At 52.6% G+C, this 20,414-nt stretch carries 21 protein-coding genes, 5 pseudogenes and 1 CRISPR repeat array; of the genes and pseudogenes, 17 read left to right on the top strand and 9 right to left on the bottom strand.

The genetic code is table 11. The features are described from left to right. Nucleotides 1-6: 6 nt before the first annotated feature. The 7 genes and pseudogenes from JCM13583_RS12110 to JCM13583_RS04190 all read right to left on the bottom strand — a co-directional run bounded on the left by JCM13583_RS12110 (nucleotide 7) and on the right by JCM13583_RS04190 (nucleotide 2,610). A complete protein-coding gene (locus tag JCM13583_RS12110; protein WP_162509372.1) occupies nucleotides 7-270 on the bottom strand; it encodes a hypothetical protein in 264 nt (87 codons plus the stop codon). Beyond that, nucleotides 270-1,643 carry a thioredoxin domain-containing protein gene (locus tag JCM13583_RS04200; protein WP_171823432.1) on the bottom strand — a complete coding sequence of 458 codons (1,374 nt, stop codon included), beginning with the start codon at nucleotides 1,641-1,643 and terminating at the stop codon, nucleotides 270-272. Before JCM13583_RS04200 ends, JCM13583_RS12110 begins: the two co-directional genes overlap by 1 nt. Next, nucleotides 1,546-1,797, bottom strand: coding sequence for a DUF255 domain-containing protein (locus JCM13583_RS12105; protein ID WP_162509370.1), 252 nt, complete (start codon nucleotides 1,795-1,797; stop codon nucleotides 1,546-1,548). The genes JCM13583_RS04200 and JCM13583_RS12105 overlap by 98 nt, the downstream gene beginning before the upstream one ends. Continuing rightward, nucleotides 1,701-1,949 (bottom strand): DUF255 domain-containing protein, encoded by a 249-nt coding sequence (locus JCM13583_RS12100; RefSeq protein ID WP_171823431.1) that lies wholly within the window; start codon nucleotides 1,947-1,949, stop codon nucleotides 1,701-1,703. The genes JCM13583_RS12105 and JCM13583_RS12100 overlap by 97 nt, the downstream gene beginning before the upstream one ends. Then, nucleotides 1,892-2,017 (bottom strand): annotated as a pseudogene (locus JCM13583_RS12095) (DUF255 domain-containing protein); the annotation flags it as partial. The gene JCM13583_RS12100 and the pseudogene JCM13583_RS12095, both read right to left, overlap by 58 nt. Nucleotides 2,018-2,051: 34 nt before the next feature. Continuing rightward, nucleotides 2,052-2,339, bottom strand: coding sequence for a histidine phosphatase family protein (locus JCM13583_RS04195; protein WP_075056811.1), 288 nt, complete (start codon nucleotides 2,337-2,339; stop codon nucleotides 2,052-2,054). After that, nucleotides 2,308-2,610 (bottom strand): histidine phosphatase family protein, encoded by a 303-nt coding sequence (locus JCM13583_RS04190; RefSeq protein ID WP_162509367.1) that lies wholly within the window; start codon nucleotides 2,608-2,610, stop codon nucleotides 2,308-2,310. Before JCM13583_RS04190 ends, JCM13583_RS04195 begins: the two co-directional genes overlap by 32 nt. A 144-nt stretch (nucleotides 2,611-2,754) precedes the next feature. Between JCM13583_RS04190 and acs the strand changes: the two are divergent. Next, nucleotides 2,755-4,710, top strand: a pseudogene (gene acs, locus JCM13583_RS04185) (acetate--CoA ligase). A 119-nt stretch (nucleotides 4,711-4,829) separates the two neighbouring features. Here acs and JCM13583_RS04180 read toward each other — a convergent pair. Next, nucleotides 4,830-5,334, bottom strand: a pseudogene (locus JCM13583_RS04180) (HAD family hydrolase). A gap of 8 nt (nucleotides 5,335-5,342) precedes the next feature. On the opposite strand from JCM13583_RS04180, the pseudogene JCM13583_RS04175 reads away from it, so the two are divergent. Next, nucleotides 5,343-6,093: pseudogene (locus JCM13583_RS04175) on the top strand (metallophosphoesterase). A gap of 612 nt (nucleotides 6,094-6,705) precedes the next feature. Here JCM13583_RS04175 and JCM13583_RS04170 read toward each other — a convergent pair. Next, on the bottom strand, nucleotides 6,706-7,569 hold the full coding sequence (locus JCM13583_RS04170; protein ID WP_171823430.1) for a hypothetical protein: 864 nt from the start codon (nucleotides 7,567-7,569) through the stop codon (nucleotides 6,706-6,708). On the opposite strand from JCM13583_RS04170, the gene cas6 reads away from it, so the two are divergent. From cas6 to cas2, 15 genes and pseudogenes are all read left to right on the top strand, one after another. Then, nucleotides 7,559-8,446, top strand: a complete 888-nt coding sequence (gene cas6 / locus JCM13583_RS04165; RefSeq protein ID WP_171823429.1) for a CRISPR-associated endoribonuclease Cas6 — start codon at nucleotides 7,559-7,561, stop codon at nucleotides 8,444-8,446. The genes JCM13583_RS04170 and cas6 overlap by 11 nt on opposite strands. 130 nt (nucleotides 8,447-8,576) lie before the next feature. Further along, nucleotides 8,577-9,038: a hypothetical protein gene (locus JCM13583_RS04160; protein WP_075056808.1), complete on the top strand. Its 462-nt coding sequence runs from the start codon at nucleotides 8,577-8,579 to the stop codon at nucleotides 9,036-9,038. 11 nt (nucleotides 9,039-9,049) lie between these two features. Beyond that, nucleotides 9,050-11,173, top strand: a complete 2,124-nt coding sequence (locus JCM13583_RS04155) for a hypothetical protein (RefSeq protein ID WP_075056807.1) — start codon at nucleotides 9,050-9,052, stop codon at nucleotides 11,171-11,173. A gap of 16 nt (nucleotides 11,174-11,189) precedes the next feature. Further along, entirely contained in the window at nucleotides 11,190-11,510 is a 321-nt protein-coding gene (locus tag JCM13583_RS04150; protein ID WP_075056806.1) for a hypothetical protein, read from the top strand. Next, nucleotides 11,507-11,719 (top strand): hypothetical protein, encoded by a 213-nt coding sequence (locus JCM13583_RS04145; RefSeq protein ID WP_075056805.1) that lies wholly within the window; start codon nucleotides 11,507-11,509, stop codon nucleotides 11,717-11,719. The genes JCM13583_RS04150 and JCM13583_RS04145 overlap by 4 nt, the downstream gene beginning before the upstream one ends. Further along, entirely contained in the window at nucleotides 11,683-11,904 is a 222-nt protein-coding gene (cas7d, locus tag JCM13583_RS04140) for a type I-D CRISPR-associated protein Cas7/Csc2 (protein ID WP_075056804.1), read from the top strand. Before JCM13583_RS04145 ends, cas7d begins: the two co-directional genes overlap by 37 nt. Next, a complete protein-coding gene (locus tag JCM13583_RS04135; RefSeq protein WP_075056803.1) occupies nucleotides 11,901-12,140 on the top strand; it encodes a hypothetical protein in 240 nt (79 codons plus the stop codon). Before cas7d ends, JCM13583_RS04135 begins: the two co-directional genes overlap by 4 nt. 57 nt (nucleotides 12,141-12,197) lie before the next feature. Continuing rightward, nucleotides 12,198-12,554 carry a hypothetical protein gene (locus JCM13583_RS04130; RefSeq protein WP_075056802.1) on the top strand — a complete coding sequence of 119 codons (357 nt, stop codon included), beginning with the start codon at nucleotides 12,198-12,200 and terminating at the stop codon, nucleotides 12,552-12,554. Nucleotides 12,555-12,595: 41 nt separating this feature from the next. Next, nucleotides 12,596-12,832 (top strand): hypothetical protein, encoded by a 237-nt coding sequence (locus JCM13583_RS04125; protein WP_075056801.1) that lies wholly within the window; start codon nucleotides 12,596-12,598, stop codon nucleotides 12,830-12,832. Between the two features lie 91 nt (nucleotides 12,833-12,923). Then, nucleotides 12,924-13,727: pseudogene (locus JCM13583_RS04120) on the top strand (DEAD/DEAH box helicase family protein); the annotation flags it as partial. Beyond that, nucleotides 13,664-13,909, top strand: a complete 246-nt coding sequence (locus tag JCM13583_RS12090; RefSeq protein ID WP_162509364.1) for a hypothetical protein — start codon at nucleotides 13,664-13,666, stop codon at nucleotides 13,907-13,909. The pseudogene JCM13583_RS04120 and the gene JCM13583_RS12090, both read left to right, overlap by 64 nt. Further along, nucleotides 13,887-14,642: a hypothetical protein gene (locus JCM13583_RS04115; RefSeq protein ID WP_075056799.1), complete on the top strand. Its 756-nt coding sequence runs from the start codon at nucleotides 13,887-13,889 to the stop codon at nucleotides 14,640-14,642. Before JCM13583_RS12090 ends, JCM13583_RS04115 begins: the two co-directional genes overlap by 23 nt. Then, complete coding sequence (locus JCM13583_RS04110; RefSeq protein WP_075056798.1) at nucleotides 14,632-15,168, top strand: Dna2/Cas4 domain-containing protein; 537 nt, start codon at nucleotides 14,632-14,634, stop codon at nucleotides 15,166-15,168. Before JCM13583_RS04115 ends, JCM13583_RS04110 begins: the two co-directional genes overlap by 11 nt. Before the next feature lie 4 nt (nucleotides 15,169-15,172). After that, on the top strand, nucleotides 15,173-16,030 hold the full coding sequence (cas1, locus tag JCM13583_RS04105; protein WP_162509362.1) for a CRISPR-associated endonuclease Cas1: 858 nt from the start codon (nucleotides 15,173-15,175) through the stop codon (nucleotides 16,028-16,030). 106 nt (nucleotides 16,031-16,136) lie between these two features. Then, nucleotides 16,137-16,400: a CRISPR-associated endonuclease Cas2 gene (cas2, locus tag JCM13583_RS04100; RefSeq protein WP_075056796.1), complete on the top strand. Its 264-nt coding sequence runs from the start codon at nucleotides 16,137-16,139 to the stop codon at nucleotides 16,398-16,400. 100 nt (nucleotides 16,401-16,500) lie between these two features. After that, nucleotides 16,501-20,372: a CRISPR direct-repeat array (repeat unit 29 nt; unit sequence CTTTCAATCCTACTTAGGTTCTATTTTAC). Nucleotides 20,373-20,414: the final 42 nt, after the last annotated feature.

Here is a 20,414-nt window from a genome sequence, read left to right as displayed (position 1 = left end):
CGGGCATCACGGTGTGCACGCGTGCAGCACGGCCTCCGCGCTGGCCGTGGGCTGCATGCACTCCGTGGAGGTGCACAGGTAAACCAGGGGGGGCCTGTCGGACACCGGTATGGTCTCCGTTTTGGGCAGGTCCACCTGGCCGGAGTGCAGCAGAACGAACAGGTTCGGCCTGAAGGCATTGAAGAGTTTCCTGTGGAGCTCCTCCCAGCCGCCTCCTGTTGAGGAGATGACCGCACAGTATGTTCGGGAGCGCAGCAGGTCCAGGGCCATCAGGGCAAAGCAGTGGTACTCCGGCCCCCCCTCTCGATCTCGGCCCTGAAGCACCCCAGCGCCCTGGAGGCCATATCAGCATATTCCTCCCTGCCCGTGAGAGAGTACAGGGCAGCGAGCACGTACGATGCCACGGAGTTTCCGGACGGCACCGCACCGTCATAGGCCTCCTTCATCCTCACCAGGTTGCCCTGGCCCTCCCTGCTCCTGAAGAAGCCGCCACCGTTGCTGTCCCAGAAGAGGCCATTCATCTCTTCCACAGTGCGCACCAGCCTGTCCAGGAAAGCGGTTTCCATGGTGCTCTCGTATGCCATGAGGAGGGCCAGGGACAGGTATGCGTAATCGTCGAGGAACGCGGGCACGGAGGCCTCGCCGTCCCTGTAGGAGTGCATGAGGACGCCGCCCTTCACCATGTACCTGTCTATGGCGGATATTATCTCCAGGCCCCTGTCCCTGAACACGGTATCTGATGTGGCCCTGAAGGCCATGAGGTACGCTGCAGCAAGCAGTGCGTTGTTATCCGTTAAGGCCTTGTCATCGGTGGCCGGCCTCACCCTCTTCTCCCTGGCCTCCAGGAGCTTCCTCCTCCACCCCCCCTCTATCCTCCCGTCTCTCTGGAGCGGCGAGAGGGAGAAGAGTATGTTCCTGCCAGTGTTCCTGCCCGTGGCCTCCTCTAGGTAGTTGCCCTCCTCCCTCACGCTGAAGGTGGAGGCGAAGTCAGCATACTCGCTCCCCCCAGAATGGACTTCAATTCCGCCGAGCTCCATGTGTAGAACTTCCCCCTCCTGCCCCTCGCTGTCCGCATCGATTGCGGTGAAGTAATACCCCGGGCCCTTCATCTCCCTCTGCAGGAACCCATCGACCTCGTATATGGTCTCCTTAAGATCATTGTCGCCCGAGGCCCAGTAGGCCCAGGAATAGGCCATCATGAGCATGGCCTGGTCGTAGAGCATCTTCTCGAAGTGCGGTATCACCCACGCCTGGTCCGTGGAGTACCTGTGGAACCCGTGGCCAACCTGGTCGAATATGCCCCCCCTCCACCTTATGGTCCTGAGGGTCTCCCTGGCCATCCTCAGGCTGTTGGCATCGCCGGTTCTGAAGTAGTTGAGCACCAGGAACATGAGGTTGTGGGGCGTGGGGAACTTTGGTGCTGACCCGAAGCCGCCGTTCACCTCGTCGTACGAAATGGCCAGGGCCTCGGCAGCCCTCTGGATCACGTACGGGTCGATGTCGCCTCCTCCCGATGGTGCCCTGGAGCGCAGCTCCTTCAGTATTTCATCTGCCCTGCCCTCCAGTTCGTCCCTCCTCTCCTGCCAGAGCTCCCTCACAGCCCTGGCGAAGTCGATTATGCCCATCTGGCCGCGCCTGCTCACCCTGTATGTAGGTGAGCGCGAACAGCGGCTTCCCGGACGGGGGGGTGAGGACAACGTTCAGTGGCCACCCCCCCCGGAGCCGTTGGCCAGCTGGCAGAACATCATGTAGGTGGCATCTATGTCTGGCCTCTCCTCCCTGTCCACCTTGATGCACACGAACGTCCTGTTCAGCTCGCTGGCCACCTCCGGGTCGCTGAAGCTCTCCCTCTCCATGACATGGCACCAGTGGCACGTGGAGTAACCTATGCTCAGGAACACAGGCTTATCCTCCCTCCTGGCCCTCTCGAATGCCTCCTCCCCCCCCACGGGTACCAGTCAACAGGGTTATCCGCGTGCATCATCAGGTACGGGCTCTTCTGGCCCGCAAGGTGGTTCGGCGTCCCTCACACCCCCCCTCCTGAATCGGTATCATAGATCCACAGCCGGCATGCTGTTCCTCTCTATTATAAGTTTCCGGACCCTCCCGCTGAGCACGAAGGACCCGATCGCTATGACCTCAAATGTCCTGTTGTCCACCACGCTCAGCGACGCGTTCCTCACCTCTATGCCGTAGGACTCTTCCTCACCAAGGCCCATCACGCTGGCCAGGTAGGCCCTTATGGGGAAAGCATGGCTCACCACTATGCTCGCCTCGCTCATGCTGTCAATGGCCTCATGCATCCTCTCAACGTGCGAGGCCCAGCTCTCTATGGGCATCTCCTCCCTGGGCCCCCCCCAGGGGGATCTCATCCGCCCTCATGCCCGCATAGGGCCCCCCCATGTCCGTCTCCCTGAGCCTGGCATCCACCTCCACGCTGAGGCCGAGGTGGCTTGCAATGATCTCCGCGGTCTCCACGGTCCTGAGCAGCGGGCTGCTGTAGACCCTCCTGAAGCCCAGGCCCGCAAGTGTCCTGGAGATGAATAGGGCCTGCTCCCTCCCGCGCTCCGTGAGGTGGTACTTGCCCTCCTCGTGAGTGACAATATTCAGGACGTTCGCCTCGCTCTCCCCCGTGCCTGACCAGTGCTATGAGGGCCATGGTACCGTATCGCGGGGGGGGTGGATTTACCACTATCTGAACCCTGAATCCGGAGCCTGGGCAACCATAATATACAGAAAAGTGTATATTCAAATATGGATGAAGAGAAGGGCATACTGCCCACAGGCGAGTATTACACACCGCACATGAACAGGTACCGGGAAGTCTACGAGAGGTCCCTGCGCGAGCCGGAGAAGTTCTGGTCGGAACAGGCCCAGGTACTGGATTGGTTCAGGACATGGGACAGGGTGCTGGACGATTCAAACCCCCCATTCTACAGGTGGTTCGTGAACGGCAAGCTCAACGTGTCATACAACTGCCTGGACAGGCACCTGAAGCAGCACAGGAGGAACAAGGCCGCATACATATGGGTGGCGGAGAACGGAGAGGAGAAGATAGTCACATACGACGGCCTGTACCGGCGGGTGAACAACTTCGCCAGGGCCCTGCAGGACCTAGGTATAAGGAGAGGAGATAGGGTCGTCATATATTTGCCCATGATCCTAGAGGCGCCCGTGGCCATGCTGGCCTGCGCCAGGATAGGTGCAGTGTTCTCATTCGTCTTCGCGGGCTTCGGTGCCCAGGCCCTTGCCGACAGGATAAAGGACTCCGAGGCAACGATGGTCATAACCGCCGACGGAGGCTTCAGGAACGGGAAGATAGTGGAGCTGAAGAAGACCGTGGACGAGGCCCTGGAAATGACCTCTACCGTTAGGACAGTGGTCGTTGTGAAGCGCACAGGCCATGAGGTGAACATGGAGGAGGGCCGGGACGTCTGGTGGCACGACGTTGTCAAGGACGGGATGAACTACGTGGAACCGGAGTGGATGGACGCCAACGACCCGCTCTTCATACTCTACACCTCGGGCACGACTGGAAAGCCAAGGGTGCCCTGCACGGCAACGGCGGCTACTCGGTCTGGGTGGCGAACACGCTGAGGTGGGCCTTCGACCCGCAGGAGGACGACAGGTGGTGGTGCGCCGCAGACATAGGCTGGATCACGGGCCACAGCTACATCGTGTTCGCACCCCCTGATCCTGGGCCTCACCTCCATAATGTACGAGGGCTCGATCACCTACCCGGCCCCCCCTGACAGGCTCTGGGAGATAGTCGAGCGGTACAGGGTGAACATCCTCTACACCTCGCCCACAGCCATAAGGACACTGATGAGGTACGGGGAGAAGTACCCGAAGATGCACGACCTCTCGAGCCTGAAGACCCTGGGCACAGTCGGCGAGCCCATAAACCCTGCTGCCTGGAAGTGGTACTACGAGAACATAGGCGGCTCCAGGTGCCCGATAATAGACACATACTGGCAGACGGAGACCGGAGGCTTCATGATATCGCCGCAGCTGGGCCTGGGACTCGTGCCCCCCCTGAAGCCAGGGTCAGCCACGTTCCCGATGCCTGGCGTCGACCCGGTGGTTGTTGACGAATCGGGGAGGGAGCTGCCGCCGGAGCAGAAGGGCTACATAATATACAGGAGGCCCTGGCCCGGCATGTTCCTCACACTCTACAGGGACCCGGAGAGGTTTAAGAAGGTATACTTCGAGAGGTTCCCCGGCAACTACTTCTGCGGCGACTACTGCGTGAAGGACAAAGACGGCTACTACTGGCTCCTGGGCAGGGCAGACGAGGTCCTGAACGTGTCCGGCCACCGCCTGGGCACCATCGAGGTGGAGGACGCGCTCATCTCGTACAAGGAGGTGGCTGAGGCCGCTGTGTTCGGCAGGCCGGATCCGGTGAAGGGAGAGGTCATCGTTGCGTTCGTGGTTATAAAGGACGAGTTCGCGCACGACAGGGACGTGGTGCAGAGGATAAGGAAGAGGATCAGGGAGGACCTGGGGCCAATATACGTCCCGGAGGAGATACACGTGGTCACTAAGCTGCCCAAGACAAGGAGCGGGAAGATAATGAGGAGGGTCGTGAAGGCGGTGGCCCTGGGACAGCTGCCCGGGGGGGACATAAGCACCCTTGAGGATTCGGCATCCGTGGAGGAGATAAAGACCGCAATAGAGGAGTTCAGGAGGCAGGCCCAGAGCGCGTCCTGAGGCCCTGGGCCCCCCCCAGATTTTTCGGGGGGGATTCCGGAAAGCATGTCAGTCCACCATTTTCTGAAGCTCCTGGGAGACGGGATGGATCTGCCTATGCAGCCAGCAAAGCCCTGTACTTAAACGTCCCTGACCATTATCATGTAGGGCATTGAGAGCCTCCTGGCCAGTTCACCGTCCACGTCGTCCCTGTCCCCCCCCACAATGAATGACCTGGAGAGGTCTATGCTGAGTTCCCTGGCGGCCCTCTCCACCAGGCCGGTGGCAGGCTTCCTGCAGCTGCACCCCCCCTCCTCGGGCCTGTGTGGGCAGTAATACACAGCGGTGACCCTCACACCCCCCCTCTTCCTGAGCGAGGACAGGAGGTGGGAGTTGAACTCCTCCATCTCCTCGACGGAAAAGTACCCCCCGTCCGATGCCGGACTGGTTGGTCACTATGACGATCATGAAACCCAGGGACTGGAAGAACCCCATCACCTCCACCGCGTCTTCATAGATATGGAGGTCCCTGGGGGGGTCGTGGCAGTAGGGGGGGCAGTCCCTGTTTATCGTCCCGTCCCTGTCTATGAAGAGAGCAAGCTGCACCGGATCTGGAATGTCAAAGTGTTTATTCCCTTTTCCCATCGGTGGTTGTGAAGGAGATCCAGGTGATTAAGGACGTCTTCATCTCCGACCTCTACTGCCTCTACCTCAGGGACGAGAATGCCTGCGTCATATCGGACCTGCACCTGGGGGGGTTCGAGGAGGAGATGAACCTCCACGGCCTCTTCCTGCCCAAAATGCAGAGGGAGCATGTGGAGGGCCTGGTGGACAGGATCATCGAAAGGTACTCGCCGGAGAAGATCATAATCAACGGGGATTTCAAGCAGGAGTTCTCCAGGAACCTGCCCCCCCAGGAGTGGGAGGACATACTCCACTTCATAGACCGTTACCAGGGGGGGACAGTGGAACTGGTCTTCGTGAGGGGGGGGAACCACGACAACTACCTCCAGACCATCCTGTCGAGGAGGGGGATCAGGATGCACGAGGCGTATGAGACGGACAGGTACTTCATCTACCACGGAGACAGGGACAGGGGCCTGAAGAAGATAACGATCCTGGGCCACGAGCACCCATCGGTGGTGCTGAGGGACAAAGTAGGGGGGAGTCTTTAAGATGCCCGCCTTCCCGGTCAATGCGGAGCAGGGAGTCATAATCACTCCATCAATGAGCTTCTACTCCTCAGGCACGGACGTGCTCACGTCCCTCATATCTGAGGAGCACTTCACCCCCCCGGCCCTCAGGAAGGTCGATCCGAAGAAGTTCAGGATATTCTCGATATCTGAGGAGTTCGGGATAATAGACATGGGTTATCTGGGTGACATGGGTTCTGTGCAGGGGTAGTCACTATCTGTTGAAATGAAGCGGTGTCAATTTCAGTCTCTCCTGAGTCCCTTTTAAGGTAATCCTGGACAGCTTTCCCCCCGTTTTCCCTGGAACCTTGAATCACACAGGGGGGGCTCCATTCTAATAGCGATATTTTAGGCCCGTTACTGCTTGCAGATCTATTTCTTATCTTTCAACCCTACTAAGGTTCTTATTTTACACATGAGAGGCAAAAGGTCCGCGATTGCCCTCAAACTTTCAATCCTACTAAGATTCTATTTTACCCTCCGTAGAAAGGTGGTTCGAGGATGACATGGTGAACTTTCAATCCTACTAAGGTTCTATTTTACATATTTTTGTGTTCCTGGGATTGTCCGTGAAGTCCTCCTTTCAATCCTAATAAGGTTCTATTTTACTTGCCAGGCGCGTTAGGAAGGCATTCCATCTTTTCGACTTTCAATCCTACTAAGGTTCTATTTTACTATCTTTGAAATTAATCGTATCAGTTCAGCATAATTAGGCACGAGACCCTTGAATCCTTACTTAGGGTGCCCTGGGGGTTCTGAAAAGATCTTGGCTTTCTGCGCACCAGGTTCTGGAATTCTAAGGGAATTATGTTATCCTGGCTTTCTATGTACCGAGAAAACCTGAGATGTCTATGATCTTGGTCAAGTTATCAGATACCAGGTAATTCTTTGATTTTCCTGATCTATAACTTCTTATGAGCCCCCCCATTTGCTCAAGGGAGTTCAGCCTCATCTGGATCAGCCTCAGGGAAATCCTCCAATGCTCCTCCAGGGATCTATGGACAAATCTCAGTATTTCGTTACTAGACTGGCTGCCGGAAGCAATGGCCTTCAGTATCATTTTGTCCATATGGTCAAGGTAAACGTAGCTGTAATAAGGCCTCAGATCGATGAAAGAGAATATGGATATGTTGCTCTCTTCCCCCCCGAGATCCTTGAGTGATTGTTCCCTCCTCTCAACCACGTGTCCCACGAGGAGCGAACCCTTCCTCAGTCCCCAGAGGATAGCTGATGCAGCGAACACGGAAGGTCCTGCGCTCAAGTTGACGAGACAAGACTCGTCTTTTATCTTATCGAGATGGCCCATACTCTCTCTGATATCCCAGATATTCCTCAGAGTGACTTCTCGTACCTCGAACCCGGACCAATCCTGCCTAAGAACTCTGTCAAGTGCTGACCTTACAGATGAATACCTGGCGAACTGCTCAGCACTCAGGTCCTCATCCTTGCTGTGGAACAGGTGTATGGTCCCGGAATCAAATTGAAATGCCTTATGGGCCTGCTCAAAGAATCCTGCTACGAGGTGTTTCTGGAATCCCACGAATGAGACCACTGAGATTTGCTTCCTCCTTTCCGGATCATGTTTCAACGAAGAAATTTTTTCGTCCATCCGCACCGAATAGTTTATATCAAACCTAGATAATATTCTTATCGGTATGAAAACAGCATTGATCACCATGGAGCGCACCTCAGGCAAGATGATCCCGTACGAGTACAACTACTACCTTGCAATGTCCCTCTATTCTAGGCTCGGTATCTACCAGCAGAAGGTAAGGCCCCCCCTGCATGTGCCTTCTAGCTTCTCGGTTTTCACCTTCAGCAACATAATATCCAGGGATGTTTCGACCGGCATCAACGGCCTGAAGATAGACAGGGGGGGGTTCCTTGTCTTCAGGACTCTGGACGACAGGTTGCTGGAGTACCTTAAGCTTGGGCTGGCCCTTAACCCGGTACTCAAGATCGCGGATACAAGCTTTACAGTGAAGTCAGTGAAGGAGGTAGAGCAGAATGAGATGCAGGGAGAACTCGAGTTCAGGACCCTCTCGCCCGTTCTGATCAGGGACTTCAGTGATGGCAGGAAATATGTTGTTGACCCCCCCGATAGGATCGAGGAGAACCTGAACCTCACAACTGAATGGTTTCTGAAGAACAAGCTGGGCGTGCAGGAGCCCCCCCGGGTGAAGATCGAGATCTTCAAATCGCACAGGAAGACTGCAAGGATCTCTTCGAACGCAGGAAAAAACTCAATAACGACATGCTTTAACCTCGCCGGAAAGATAACGGGAAACCCATCGGACATATTGCTCCTCTACTACCGGGGGCCTGGGATCGAAGACAGGCCTGGGTCTGGGGTGCTGGGAGGTGAGCTGAATGGAAGAGACGAATGTAAGGCAGATCCCAAACAGTACAGGGAACCGTCGGTCCAGAGTGCGTACCAGTGTTCGTGGAGAAGGTGGTGGCGCGCATATGGAACGAAGAGGATTGGAACCAAACGGCGAAGGGTGGCGAATGGGAAGACCCTTCACGGGCATCATGGGAGAGGAAGTACGACCTCCCGTACATAGGCCACATCCTCTCGGGAGCAGTGTGCCCTGAAGATACTCGACACCTTTCTCAGCAACCCTGCAATGAACCCAGACCTCATTGAGAGGATCAAGAATAGGGTTGAGAGAGGGCCCACGGATCCAAGCGCCGATGGCAGGGGGGGACTGGCGCCTTCAGCTGTCGTTCAGGCTGAAGAGGGCACTCCTCGGCTACCTATTCCATGACTACGTCAAGCTCACGGGTGACGATTACAGGATGAAGGATTCTAGGGACAGCCTCTCCGACCTTGTGAACATGTACTTCCATGATACACTCAGCGAGGTGTCGATGTCGACGGACGACATCTATCAGATCGCATTCTCAACGGAGGAGGACACGAAATTCAATGCCCTGAGTTCCAGGGTGCAGGTCAATCCTATGCTTACCTTTGAGTCTGGTTTCTCATCGCTTGCCGACAAGATATCCAGCAAATTTGCCGAGCCCCCCCTGAATATAGCATCCGACCAGTGGTTCAGGAGCCTAAAGTTCCTGGAGGTGAACCTCTTCACAGATTACTCTGTATTCAAGACGCCGCTGGGCTCAACGTACTTTGTCGCTGTGACAGACTCCTGAGAAACACAGTAGTGGAGATCATAAGTTCCTCTGGTGGCCACTACCTCTGGAGCACTCCGGATGCCATATACTACATTGCCAGGTCGAGGATAAGCATCGAGCCAGAAAAGGTGGCGGAGAGCCTAGCTGAGTACATCTCTGGCCAGATGATGGAGATCGCGGACAGCATAGAGTTCACAGATAGGAGGATCAACATCCCTGGAAAGCAGATGGTCTACATCACTGAGGAGGTTCTGCGGGAGGTCGCTGGCAAGCCTGAAAAGCTGAAACAGGCCCTCAGGCCTGAGGATAAGCCTGTGCCGCAGGATGCCATGGAAGCGCTTGCCAGGTACCGGGACGTAGTGAACCGTGAGTTCAAGGGAGACCTGGAGGTTAGCCTCACTCCCCGTGGCTCCAAGCCGCTGAGCTACAGGAACCTGACTGAAGGTGTGAGTGACCTAATATCCGACACGGAGAAGATGAAAAAAGTAATACTTATACGAATAGTTCAGCTCATAGGCTCCCAGGTCAGGGAGGGGGAGTTCGAGAAAGTCAAGGAACTGCTTGACTCTCTCTGCAGCTTGGAAGGCGGAAACGCTGTCATCAATGCCCTCCTGAGGGAAACAAAAGAGGTTAACAAGAGGAAAAATCCGCTTCTAATCCCGCTGGTAGTTGCCCTGTCCGGCCTAGACGGGAAGGCGGTTGCAGCCGAGATCGGCATTCCCGACGACCTAGCTGTACAGGCCTCTGGAATAGACTGGCACGCCCTTGCAGCAGAGGTCTCAAGAGAGCTGTCCTCAGAGACGTCAGAGACAGGGTTCAAGGATAACCTGCTGAAAATCGTCAGAATAATCCTGGGCCCATCCTCTGTGGACCTTCCGGATGTGCCCGACAAGAGGAACATGTCCATGATAGATGGATACCCGGGAGAGACGGAGGCCATAAAGGAAAACCTGTACGGGCTGAGGACAAACGCGATATTCACGAACAGGGTCGTCACCTCCGCCATCCAGAACTCCCTTGTTGACGGGAGGTATGTGCTCGAATCTTTCCTAAGGAAAAAGCTCGGGCTGGGCGAATCCAGAGAAGGGTCGGTCTTTGTGTTCTTCGATTTCCCGGGCCCAATACCCTTCTTCGACCTCTACAGGATCCTCAACTACCTGGCCAGCAACCAGAAGGCGGAGAACTGGGCGGCAGAGAGGATAGATGAAATAGTGGTCTCGCTTCGCAGGAGGAAAGGGCCCCTCCGGCAGGACACCTCATACTTCTTGGCTGTGGACCAGCCTGAGACGACATCGGATGCCCTAAGGCTGTACGAGGAAGCCATAAGACTGGCTTCAGGCACCAAGCTGAGGGTGCAGGTAATAGATTCTCACTCTCCACCGGCCCTCCAGCAGAGGGAGATCTTCAACTACGCAGTGAACAACTTTGTCCTGGATGAACTTGGCATCTCCAGGGTAAGGTACAACAAGCTGCAGGAGGTGCTGGCTTTCCTTGAGGACATCGGGTTCCTGGCCAACATATCAAGGAGCTCATCGAAGAACAGGTACGACCAGGAGGCAGAGATACTGAGGGAGTTCATCAGGGAACCAATCAGCCTCTTCTCGTACTGCATGGACGCCGTCAGGAGCCAGGAGAACAGGGGGGGCGAGTCGGGCAGGGGGGGTTCGTCTTCCAGAAGGTTCAGGTTCCCGCCCCACCTGAAGGCCAAGGTGGAACTGTATGCGGAGAGGGGGGGCTTTGGTGGAGTGAAAGGAGGTGTGAGTGTGGAAAGCGTGAAGAAACTTGCGAGGATAGCAAGGGAGCTCTGGCCGCCAAGATTCGACATGAGTGGCTCTCAGAGGTCCTGGATGCTGAGGGAGAGTCTTGACGTGCTAGAGAAGGCTCTTTCAGAAACTGTGGTGGGAGCAAAGGAAAAAGTGGATCTAGGGAACTACCTGGAGTTCGTGGAGGGTCACCTCTACAAAGGCCTCCAGGCTGAGAGGGACAAGCCGGACTCGAAGCACTATGTTCGGTTGGACAGCGAGAAGATAAGGGAGTTCTCCAGGACGTTCCTGGAGATGATAGAAAAGGACTTCCACGGTCGCCCACCGACCGGTAACATGAAGTCCTACCTGATCGATGCGTTCGAGTTTGAGTACGTGATGGGAGAATGAGGGAGGTTGAGTAAAAATGAAGAGTGTGTCAGAAGCTGTTGAGGCAGGCCTGCTGAAGAAATCAGTGGGCGATCTGGATCTGAGGAGGAACAGTGGGCTGTTCATGAAGGTGGCTGTGGTCTCGGAGACCAAGTCATTCTTTATATGCAGGAACAATGAACCGACTGAGACCACATCGGAAATGTTCTTCGGGTACGACAGGGTAGTCGTTCCTGGTCCCAAGTGGAGGGGGCGCGGAGCGTGGCACAGCCCTCACACTGTTCAGGTGGGCTGGCGCAGTGCCGGAGAACTACCACAGGAATGCGGTGAGCGCAAAATCGCTGCTCAAGAACGGTGAGCCTGATATATGGAGACTCCAGCACAGGTAGCGGGAGGGAGGCAGCATCTATAGCGTCCAGGTGCTACTATGACTGGTCCTACAGCTACGAGCCCATGGGTGCCATCACCGAGAGGCTGACCCACAACTCCCTTTCGGATACAGGCACCATCCTGATGGATGAGCAGGCAACGTGCAGAGGAACGCAATATACAACACACAGTACGTGAAGCCTGGCGTGAAGTTCGTGCGCTTTATATCGCTCGAAAACGCATCGCTGGACATGCTGAAGGTGGTCATCGCAACCACCCTGAAGACCACAAGGTACGGCGCAAGGACATCGATACTCGGGGGGGACAACATGCAGAACACCGTTGTCGCGGTGGGATTCTCGAAAGGCGACAGGGGGGGGTGACCTCTTACTCCGTAATGGAAGAGTGCTGGGAGAGCGGCTCCTGGAACCCTGAGAAGACCATCATCGAGCAGATGCAGGCAGCCTACGGTGACAGCCTCCTTACGGGAGAGGGCCTGGAGAATCTGATTTCGGACGCAAGGCATCTGGCAGCAAACAGGGACGAGCTCAGGACTGTGGCGGAGCAGATGATATCCAAGATGGAGCAGGACTGGGCAGAATTCTGGAGGTCACAATGAGGGTACGCGGTGTAAGGCTCACGGTGCTGGAGCCGGTTAACTACTACTACCAGCCAAGTGGGAGGGGGCAACAGGACCTCCCCCCCATTTATCGGGGGGGACATAGCCCTGAAGTACGCCATGCTGCACCAGCTAGGGGTGGGCGAAGCCCCCCCGGAGCCGGGGAAGTTCGTGCCGAACTATTCGGAACTGAGGGAATACAGCTTCTGGTTCTCCGTGGCCGTGCCCGGGTACCTTGCTGGAATGGATAGCAGTTACACGGAGTTTTTCAAGCAGATAACGAGGAACACGATGCAGGGCATCGACTACAACGGCTCAAACCAGCACCCCCCCCTGATAAAGGTCGGTGGCATAATGTACAAGAACTTCTACTTTCAGCAGCCAATGAAGCCCGGCAACCGTTTCTATGCCTGATCCTTGACGACGGCCGCTGGGAACTGCCAAACGTTCTGAGGGTGGGCACGGGTAAGACCGGCATGCTGAAGGTGGAGGAAATAGAACCGGAGAAAATGAGGTGCTACCTGAACCTCTACACGCTGACAAAGATACTCTCAGTGAAGCGCGAAGCGCTGAAGGGGAGGGAGTTCAGCTACTCGGAGCACGCCGTGATCCAGTACTTCGTCGTTGGCCCGGTGACCGTGGAGGAGTTCAGGGACCTCTACTCAGAGGGCGTGTCATGGCATGCCAGCTGATAGAATCGGGAGAGGAATACGTTGACCGTTCCTTCCAAGAAATAGTGGCTGGTTTCCTGGATTCAAAGAAAAACATACTCGTGCTGCAGGCCCCCCCACAGGGGCGGGCAAGACCAGGGCCTTCTCAAGGCTCTACAGTGACGTTTACAGGAGTTTCATAGTGATGCCGAACAACGTCCTGATCGACCAGAACTTCAGGGAGTTCAGCGCCAGCATGACAGGCGTCGAGAGGATCACTGCATCTTCAGTGCGCGAGAACGCTGTGAAGTGGAATCTCGGCAGGGAATACACCATAACGAAGATGGTCTCCAACTCAACGCTGGTCTTCACGAACCCCCCCACCCTCCTCCTATTCATACTGACGAACTTCTACAGGCCACCCCCCCGGTCCCGGTCGGACCACATTTCACACCTCGTTATCGAGGGGCTTAGGTGCATAGTCCTGGACGAGTTCCACGTGTACAGCAGGGACCAGAAGTACCGGCTGCTGGCACTCATCTCACTCCTACGCAGGAAGATCAAGTTCCTGATCAGCTCCGCAACGCTTGAGGAAGAGGTCGTAAGCGTTCTCAGGGGGGGACTGGTGGGCGATGACGAGATCGAGATAGTGAACGTGGAGAAGGCCGGCAGTGATTTCATACGTGGCCCCATTGGGTACGATCTCCACCCTGAGGGGGGGGCCCTTGACACCATCAAACAGCACCTGGACGACATTAGGGAGGGGGGGAAGTGGTTCCTGATACTGGACAGCATCAGGGATTGCATCCAGGCAAGGGACATGATGGTTGAGAGGGGGGGATTTCACCCGGAGATATCTGCCTGCTCAACCGAATGGACCTATCAAGGTGGAGTGACAGGGAGGCTGCCCTCGGAAATTGCTTCAGCAAGAGGATAGTCATTGCTTCAAACATAGTTGAGCAGGGCCACAACCCGCCGCGGGACTTCATGAACTTCATCATTTCCCGGGGGGGATACTACGGCCACAACCTGAGGCAGAGGGCGGGCAGGGTCGGGGAGGGGGGGCATCAGGGAGAGGAGCCGCCTGATAATAGCAATGGGAGACCAGGCCATCATTGACAGGGCCATGGGCAAGATAGCGGACGGGATGAACGTTGTCGAGAGGCTATCACAGGAGATCGGAGAGGAAGGAACAAGCCTGAAGCCAGAGATCGTGGGGGGGATATACGCTGGTGTGCTGCTGCAGTTCTTCACGAGGGACGCCAGGGACACGCTTGTGGAGGAGTCCGTCTCTGCCAGTGACAGCAGGTTCGGGACCGGAGTCAGGAGGTCCTTGGCTGCAGTGGCAAAGATCAACGAGATGAGGAAGAAGGCGGAGGTGGAGGAGTGCGAGGAGCTCTCCTGCTTCTGCAGCTGGTTCTCCGATTACATGGACACATTCAGGTACTTCATAGGAGACAGGGAGGAGATCAACTTCATGATGGGCGACAGTAGAGATGGGGCCAGCGAACAGTACAGGTATGATGCCCTCTGGCTCATGCAGAACGCGGATTACCTGAAGACTGAGCATGGCATTGTGGTAACCGGCCTTAAGGATAAGCCGGACCGGGGCTTCGACGTGAGGATAACAGGACTCCCATACACGGATGTGTCTACCAGGGAGGTGAGCATGACCTTCCAGGAGATATACGGAAAGGAGAGGCGGGAAATGCTGGACAGCCTGGAGAGAGCGTTCAGGTTCCTCAACGCATGCGGCGGGCTGCCCACACAGGCAAAAGATCTCGTGAAGGCCATAGTGAACGTCACCGGGTATCCAGAGAGGCTGAGTTATCGGGTGCAGCTTGGGAGTTGAGAGGTTGAGGCCAGAGGAGATAAGGGGGGGCACAGACGTGAGCTATTCACAGATCTGCGACAGGCGCCTCTGGCTATCGGTACACAACATATACATCACGGATGGCACGGAGTTCGTAATGGAAGGGAAGTACCTGGCAGAGAACAGGGAACACCCAGGATTCTCGAGGGTGAAAGTGGGCTCCAACGTCATCGACAACCTTGAGATCCTGCCCGATGGCACCGCCCTGGTGCATGAGTACAAGAGGGGGGGCAGGAAGGCCCTCAAAGCAGACGTGCTCCAGCTTGCCCACTACCTCAACTGCCTCCTTTCAGGTTACGGCGTGGAGGCCAGGGGAATACTTCACCTCACTGGCTCAAGGAAGGTGGTGGAGATAGCCCTGCCTGAACACCTTCAGGAACTTCAGGAAGCGTACCGGAAGATCGAGAGTATGACTGTCTCTGAAATACCCCAGGCGAAGAGGAACTGGTTCTGCAGGAGGGGGGGTTGCAGCTACGTAGAGTTCTGCTGGGGGGGAGGGAGGTGAGGGACTGAGGCCATACTACATAAATTCCAACGGCATCATTTCAAGGAAAGACGAGAGCCTTGTACTGAAGAGCAGGGACGGTGAATCCGAGATACCGCTCAACGATGTTGATTCGCTGGTGATCACAGGCAACGCAACCCTAACGAAGCCGGCAATCCAGCTCCTATCCAGGGCAGGGATACCTGTGTTCCTCATGACTTCTTCAGGCAGGTACATATCGAGCATCCTGCCAGAGAACTACCTGATAAGCGGTAAGGTGCGGATCATGCAGTTCTCTAGGTTCCTGGACCCGGGATCGAGGATGCACCTCGCCAGGGCCTTCGTTATAGGTGCAGCCAGGAACTACAACGTGAACCTGAGGCGTCACGGGGGGGCACCCAGGATCAGGGTGAGCTTCCGTGATGTCCTGTCAGCCACCGATATCCCGGGACTGATGGGGATCGAGGGAAACATAGCGGATTCTTACTTTGATTCCCTGGACACAGTGCTGCCAGAAGAGTTCAGGATCGGAACCAGGAGCAGGCGGCCACCGATGTCCTTCGGAAACGCGCTCATAAGTTTCGTGAACTCCCTGATCTATTCCACGGTTTCCTCTGAAATATTCTGCACACACCTTGACCCTACAGTCAGCTTCTTACACGAGCCGTCCACATCCAGGACCAGCCTGGCCCTAGATGTGGCTGAAATATTCAAGCCCATACTTGGCCACTCTGTAATAGTGTCAATGATAAGGAGGAAGGAGCTCAAGCCAGACAAGCACTTTGTGTCCAACGGCGGAGTGTTTCTGAACGAAGCGGGAGGCGGATGGTGCTCAGCAGGTTCAGTGAAGAGATGGAAAAGACAGTATATTCAAAATCGCTAGCGAGGTACGTTTCGAACAAGCACATCATCAGGCTCGAGCTGTACAAGCTGGAGAGGTACATCCTTGAGGGTGAACCATACAAACCTTACGTTGCGAGGAGATAGGCATGTTCGTTGTCCTTGTCTATGATGTCAATGCCTCAAAGGATGCGAGGATATCCAAGATCTGCAAACCTTACCTTTTACACATTCAGAACTCTGTTTTCATGGGTGATATAACTTTGGGAAACCTGAGAATACTGCTGGATAAACTGAAGGGTGAGATTGATAGAGAGAGCGAGGTTCTCGATATATTTATCCTGAGGAGCAGGAAAACGGTGCGCAGGATAACTATCGGCGAGAGCAGAGTTAGACATGAGAACGTGATATGAGACGGAGTAATCCATGCCTAGAGCAGAACATCTATGGATAATGTCAAATGTCACTGTGTGAACTTTTGATCTTCACTGTAGGATGGCCGGAGCTCAATTTCCTCTAGTCTTTTTCAAGTTCTATTTTCCTGCCCAACAAGCATACTCCTAGACTGGAGCATGAATGCGCTTTCAATCCTACTTAGGTTCTATTTTACTTCATTCGATGGACAAATAATGAACATGTCCTATTGCCTTTCAATCCTACTTAGGTTCTATTTTACTATCTCAATAAGGATCTTACCGCCCGTGTCATCCGGCTTTCAATCCTACTTAGGTTCTATTTTACTATCTGGTCGTGTGCCGTCTTCTTTTCCATTTTTTTTCTTTCAATCCTACTTAGGTTCTATTTTACTTGCACCTGTGTGGGAAGAGGTCCTAAAGTTCATATTCTTTCAATCCTACTTAGGTTCTATTTTACATCGGCCCCCGGATCTTAGCTTTCCACTTCTCCTTCTCTTTCAATCCTACTTAGGTTCTATTTTACTTTGTTAACAACAAAAAGCTATCAGTATCAGTATAAATCTTTCAATCCTACTTAGGTTCTATTTTACGTTTCTTACCGACCAGTCCAGAACCCAGAACGAAACCTTTCAATCCTACTTAGGTTCTATTTTACCATCCCAGCCATGGGCATGAAGGAGTTTCGGATACTTTTCTTTCAATCCTACTTAGGTTCTATTTTACCTTTATCTTCCAGAATCTCTCTTTTGATTCTTTGAGAACTTTCAATCCTACTTAGGTTCTATTTTACCCTGCGATCAGTACGGCTGTCCGGGAGGCATCCCCCCCAACTTTCAATCCTACTTAGGTTCTATTTTACTATTGCACTTGCAATCCTTCTGCATGCAGTATGGAACTTTCAATCCTACTTAGGTTCTATTTTACCTGCATATTGCGGCTCATTTTCCTCTGAATAAGACTTTCAATCCTACTTAGGTTCTATTTTACATAGAATACGAAGCGGAGGCAGAGGCATGAAATTCTACTTTCAATCCTACTTAGGTTCTATTTTACTCATGATTGCACCTGCATCAAAAAGTGTGATAAAGCCTTTCAATCCTACTTAGGTTCTATTTTACAATTTGATTGGCTGGGGGGGTTGTCTCAATATTATGTTACTTTCAATCCTACTTAGGTTCTATTTTACCCTTTTTTCCGAATTTCGTACCACCAATACGAATTTCGCTTTCAATCCTACTTAGGTTCTATTTTACCCAAAATTGCTACATGCCCATGGCTGGGATGAAAAAGGGCTTTCAATCCTACTTAGGTTCTATTTTACAGACCCCCCCCGGCCTCTAGGAGATCCGGGATTAGATGGCTTTCAATCCTACTTAGGTTCTATTTTACCAGCCCTCGGGGGCGCAGCCCTGAAATGGTATGGCAAACTTTCAATCCTACTTAGGTTCTATTTTACGAGGAGGTCGTCGAGGAAGTCATTGAGGCCATAGGATCTTTCAATCCTACTTAGGTTCTATTTTACCACTGCGATCCAATGGAGCGGGCTAACATTATTTTCTCACTTTCAATCCTACTTAGGTTCTATTTTACATGATTTTCAATCTGGATAAGATATCGACCGTCACCTTTCAATCCTACTTAGGTTCTATTTTACCCCCTGCGCCCAGGCAGTTGGAATAGCATGCACCATTCTTTCAATCCTACTTAGGTTCTATTTTACCCAAACTGACCTGGAACGACGAGGATCGAATAGTTGGCTTTCAATCCTACTTAGGTTCTATTTTACTCAAACTATCCGATAAAAATTGAGACCCCCCACTATTTCTTTCAATCCTACTTAGGTTCTATTTTACCGATTTGTACAGGAAAAAAACCGGTCGATCAATAGCCCTTTCAATCCTACTTAGGTTCTATTTTACCTATTCGAACAGGACTCGCAAGATTTCTGGCACGGCCTCCTTTCAATCCTACTTAGGTTCTATTTTACGATGCTGGCCTACATCGAGGGAATAGAGCCCGAATATCTTTCAATCCTACTTAGGTTCTATTTTACACTATAGGATTGGCAAAGTCCATAAGATTGGACGTAGCTTTCAATCCTACTTAGGTTCTATTTTACCCCCCCCTCGTTTCCGTCGATTCGGAGGACATTTGGCTTTCAATCCTACTTAGGTTCTATTTTACTGCATCCTCTCGATATTCTCTCGACTGACTCGATAGAACTTTCAATCCTACTTAGGTTCTATTTTACTCGAGGGAGGACGACGAAATTTTTTCTTCGCCGAGCCTTTCAATCCTACTTAGGTTCTATTTTACATCGTGGTTCTCATCTTATGGCCATTCTTATCGATCTTTCAATCCTACTTAGGTTCTATTTTACCTCGATCCGGTTGCATTGACGAAGCCGAAGACGAATTTCTTTCAATCCTACTTAGGTTCTATTTTACTTCGCCTCAGGGCCAGCGGGACAGTGTACGCGACCATCTTTCAATCCTACTTAGGTTCTATTTTACCAGAAATTAAAGCGATTATCGAGAGCGCCGATTGTTCCCTTTCAATCCTACTTAGGTTCTATTTTACCTATTCGAACAGGACTCGCAAGATTTCTGGCACGGCCTCCTTTCAATCCTACTTAGGTTCTATTTTACGCGTCTGTGTGCGACAAAAGATATAAATAAAAATGGCTTTCAATCCTACTTAGGTTCTATTTTACATGGAGAAAGGGAGACAATAGGGTCAGATCGCTTCTCTTTCAATCCTACTTAGGTTCTATTTTACCTGCAACTGACCATCTGGTTGTCAAGCTGACACAGTCACTTTCAATCCTACTTAGGTTCTATTTTACTCTCAAGCATTTCTGGAAATGGGGGGGCTCAATCTTCGTCCTTTCAATCCTACTTAGGTTCTATTTTACTCTCCATTGATCGGGCCCAACCCCCCCTCTTTTTCCTTCTTTCAATCCTACTTAGGTTCTATTTTACTCGACCCGTCACAATAAAAATAAGTGGTCATAATGGTCTTTCAATCTACTTAGGTTCTATTTTACGACATCAAACAGGAGATCGAGGAGGCTAAGGAGGATCTTTCAATCCTACTTAGGTTCTATTTTACCCCCCCTCCATAATAGAGAAGGCCCGCTCCCTAGGAATTCTTCTTTGAATCCTACTTAGGTTCTATTTTACACGTAGACCTAGAAGGTGAGTTTGATGAGTAGTGTACCTTTCAATCCTACTTAGGTTCTATTTTACATCTGATGCAAATTGCCCCCCTCTCGTATCGGCTTCCCACTTTCAATCCTACTTAGGTTCTATTTTACTTTTTATCACCATTATGAAAATGCCTTCCTATCTTTTCTTTCAATCCTACTTAGGTTCTATTTTACTTTTCTCTCTATCGATCTGTAATTCCTCATTGTTTTCTTTCAATCCTACTTAGGTTCTATTTTACTGCCTACCACATAATTACAATTCGTGCATAAAATTCCTTTCAATCCTACTTAGGTTCTATTTTACTACACTTTTTGAACTTGCAGAGAGTATCAGTAGAACTTTCAATCCTACTTAGGTTCTATTTTACAAATGAAAACCTTTTTATCCATGGGTGCAGGCGTGCACTTTCAATCCTACTTAGGTTCTATTTTACAGGCCCTCGATGAGAAAGAGATCGGAAAGGCCCTTCTCCTTTCAATCCTACTTAGGTTCTATTTTACCTGGCCCTAGCAGGGGCCGGTCTGAAATGGTATGGCAAACTTTCAATCCTACTTAGGTTCTATTTTACCAGGCGCACCGGCGGTCGCTTGGAGCGTGACGGTCTTTCAATCCTACTTAGGTTCTATTTTACAAGCGCCTCGTTAAGTACCTCGTCCTCGTTATAGACTTTCAATCCTACTTAGGTTCTATTTTACACAAGATTGAAAGATAGAACCGGATTGGGATGCAATCTTTCAATCCTACTTAGGTTCTATTTTACGTAGTTATGCATATGTAGAAATCGAAATACCTGAATACTTTC

It is taken from the genome of Thermogymnomonas acidicola JCM 13583 (assembly GCF_001316105.1).
GTDB lineage: Archaea > Thermoplasmatota > Thermoplasmata > Thermoplasmatales > Thermoplasmataceae > Thermogymnomonas > Thermogymnomonas acidicola.
Note: the sequence above shows the minus strand (reverse complement) of the source record. Positions and strands in the feature narration are given on the sequence as shown.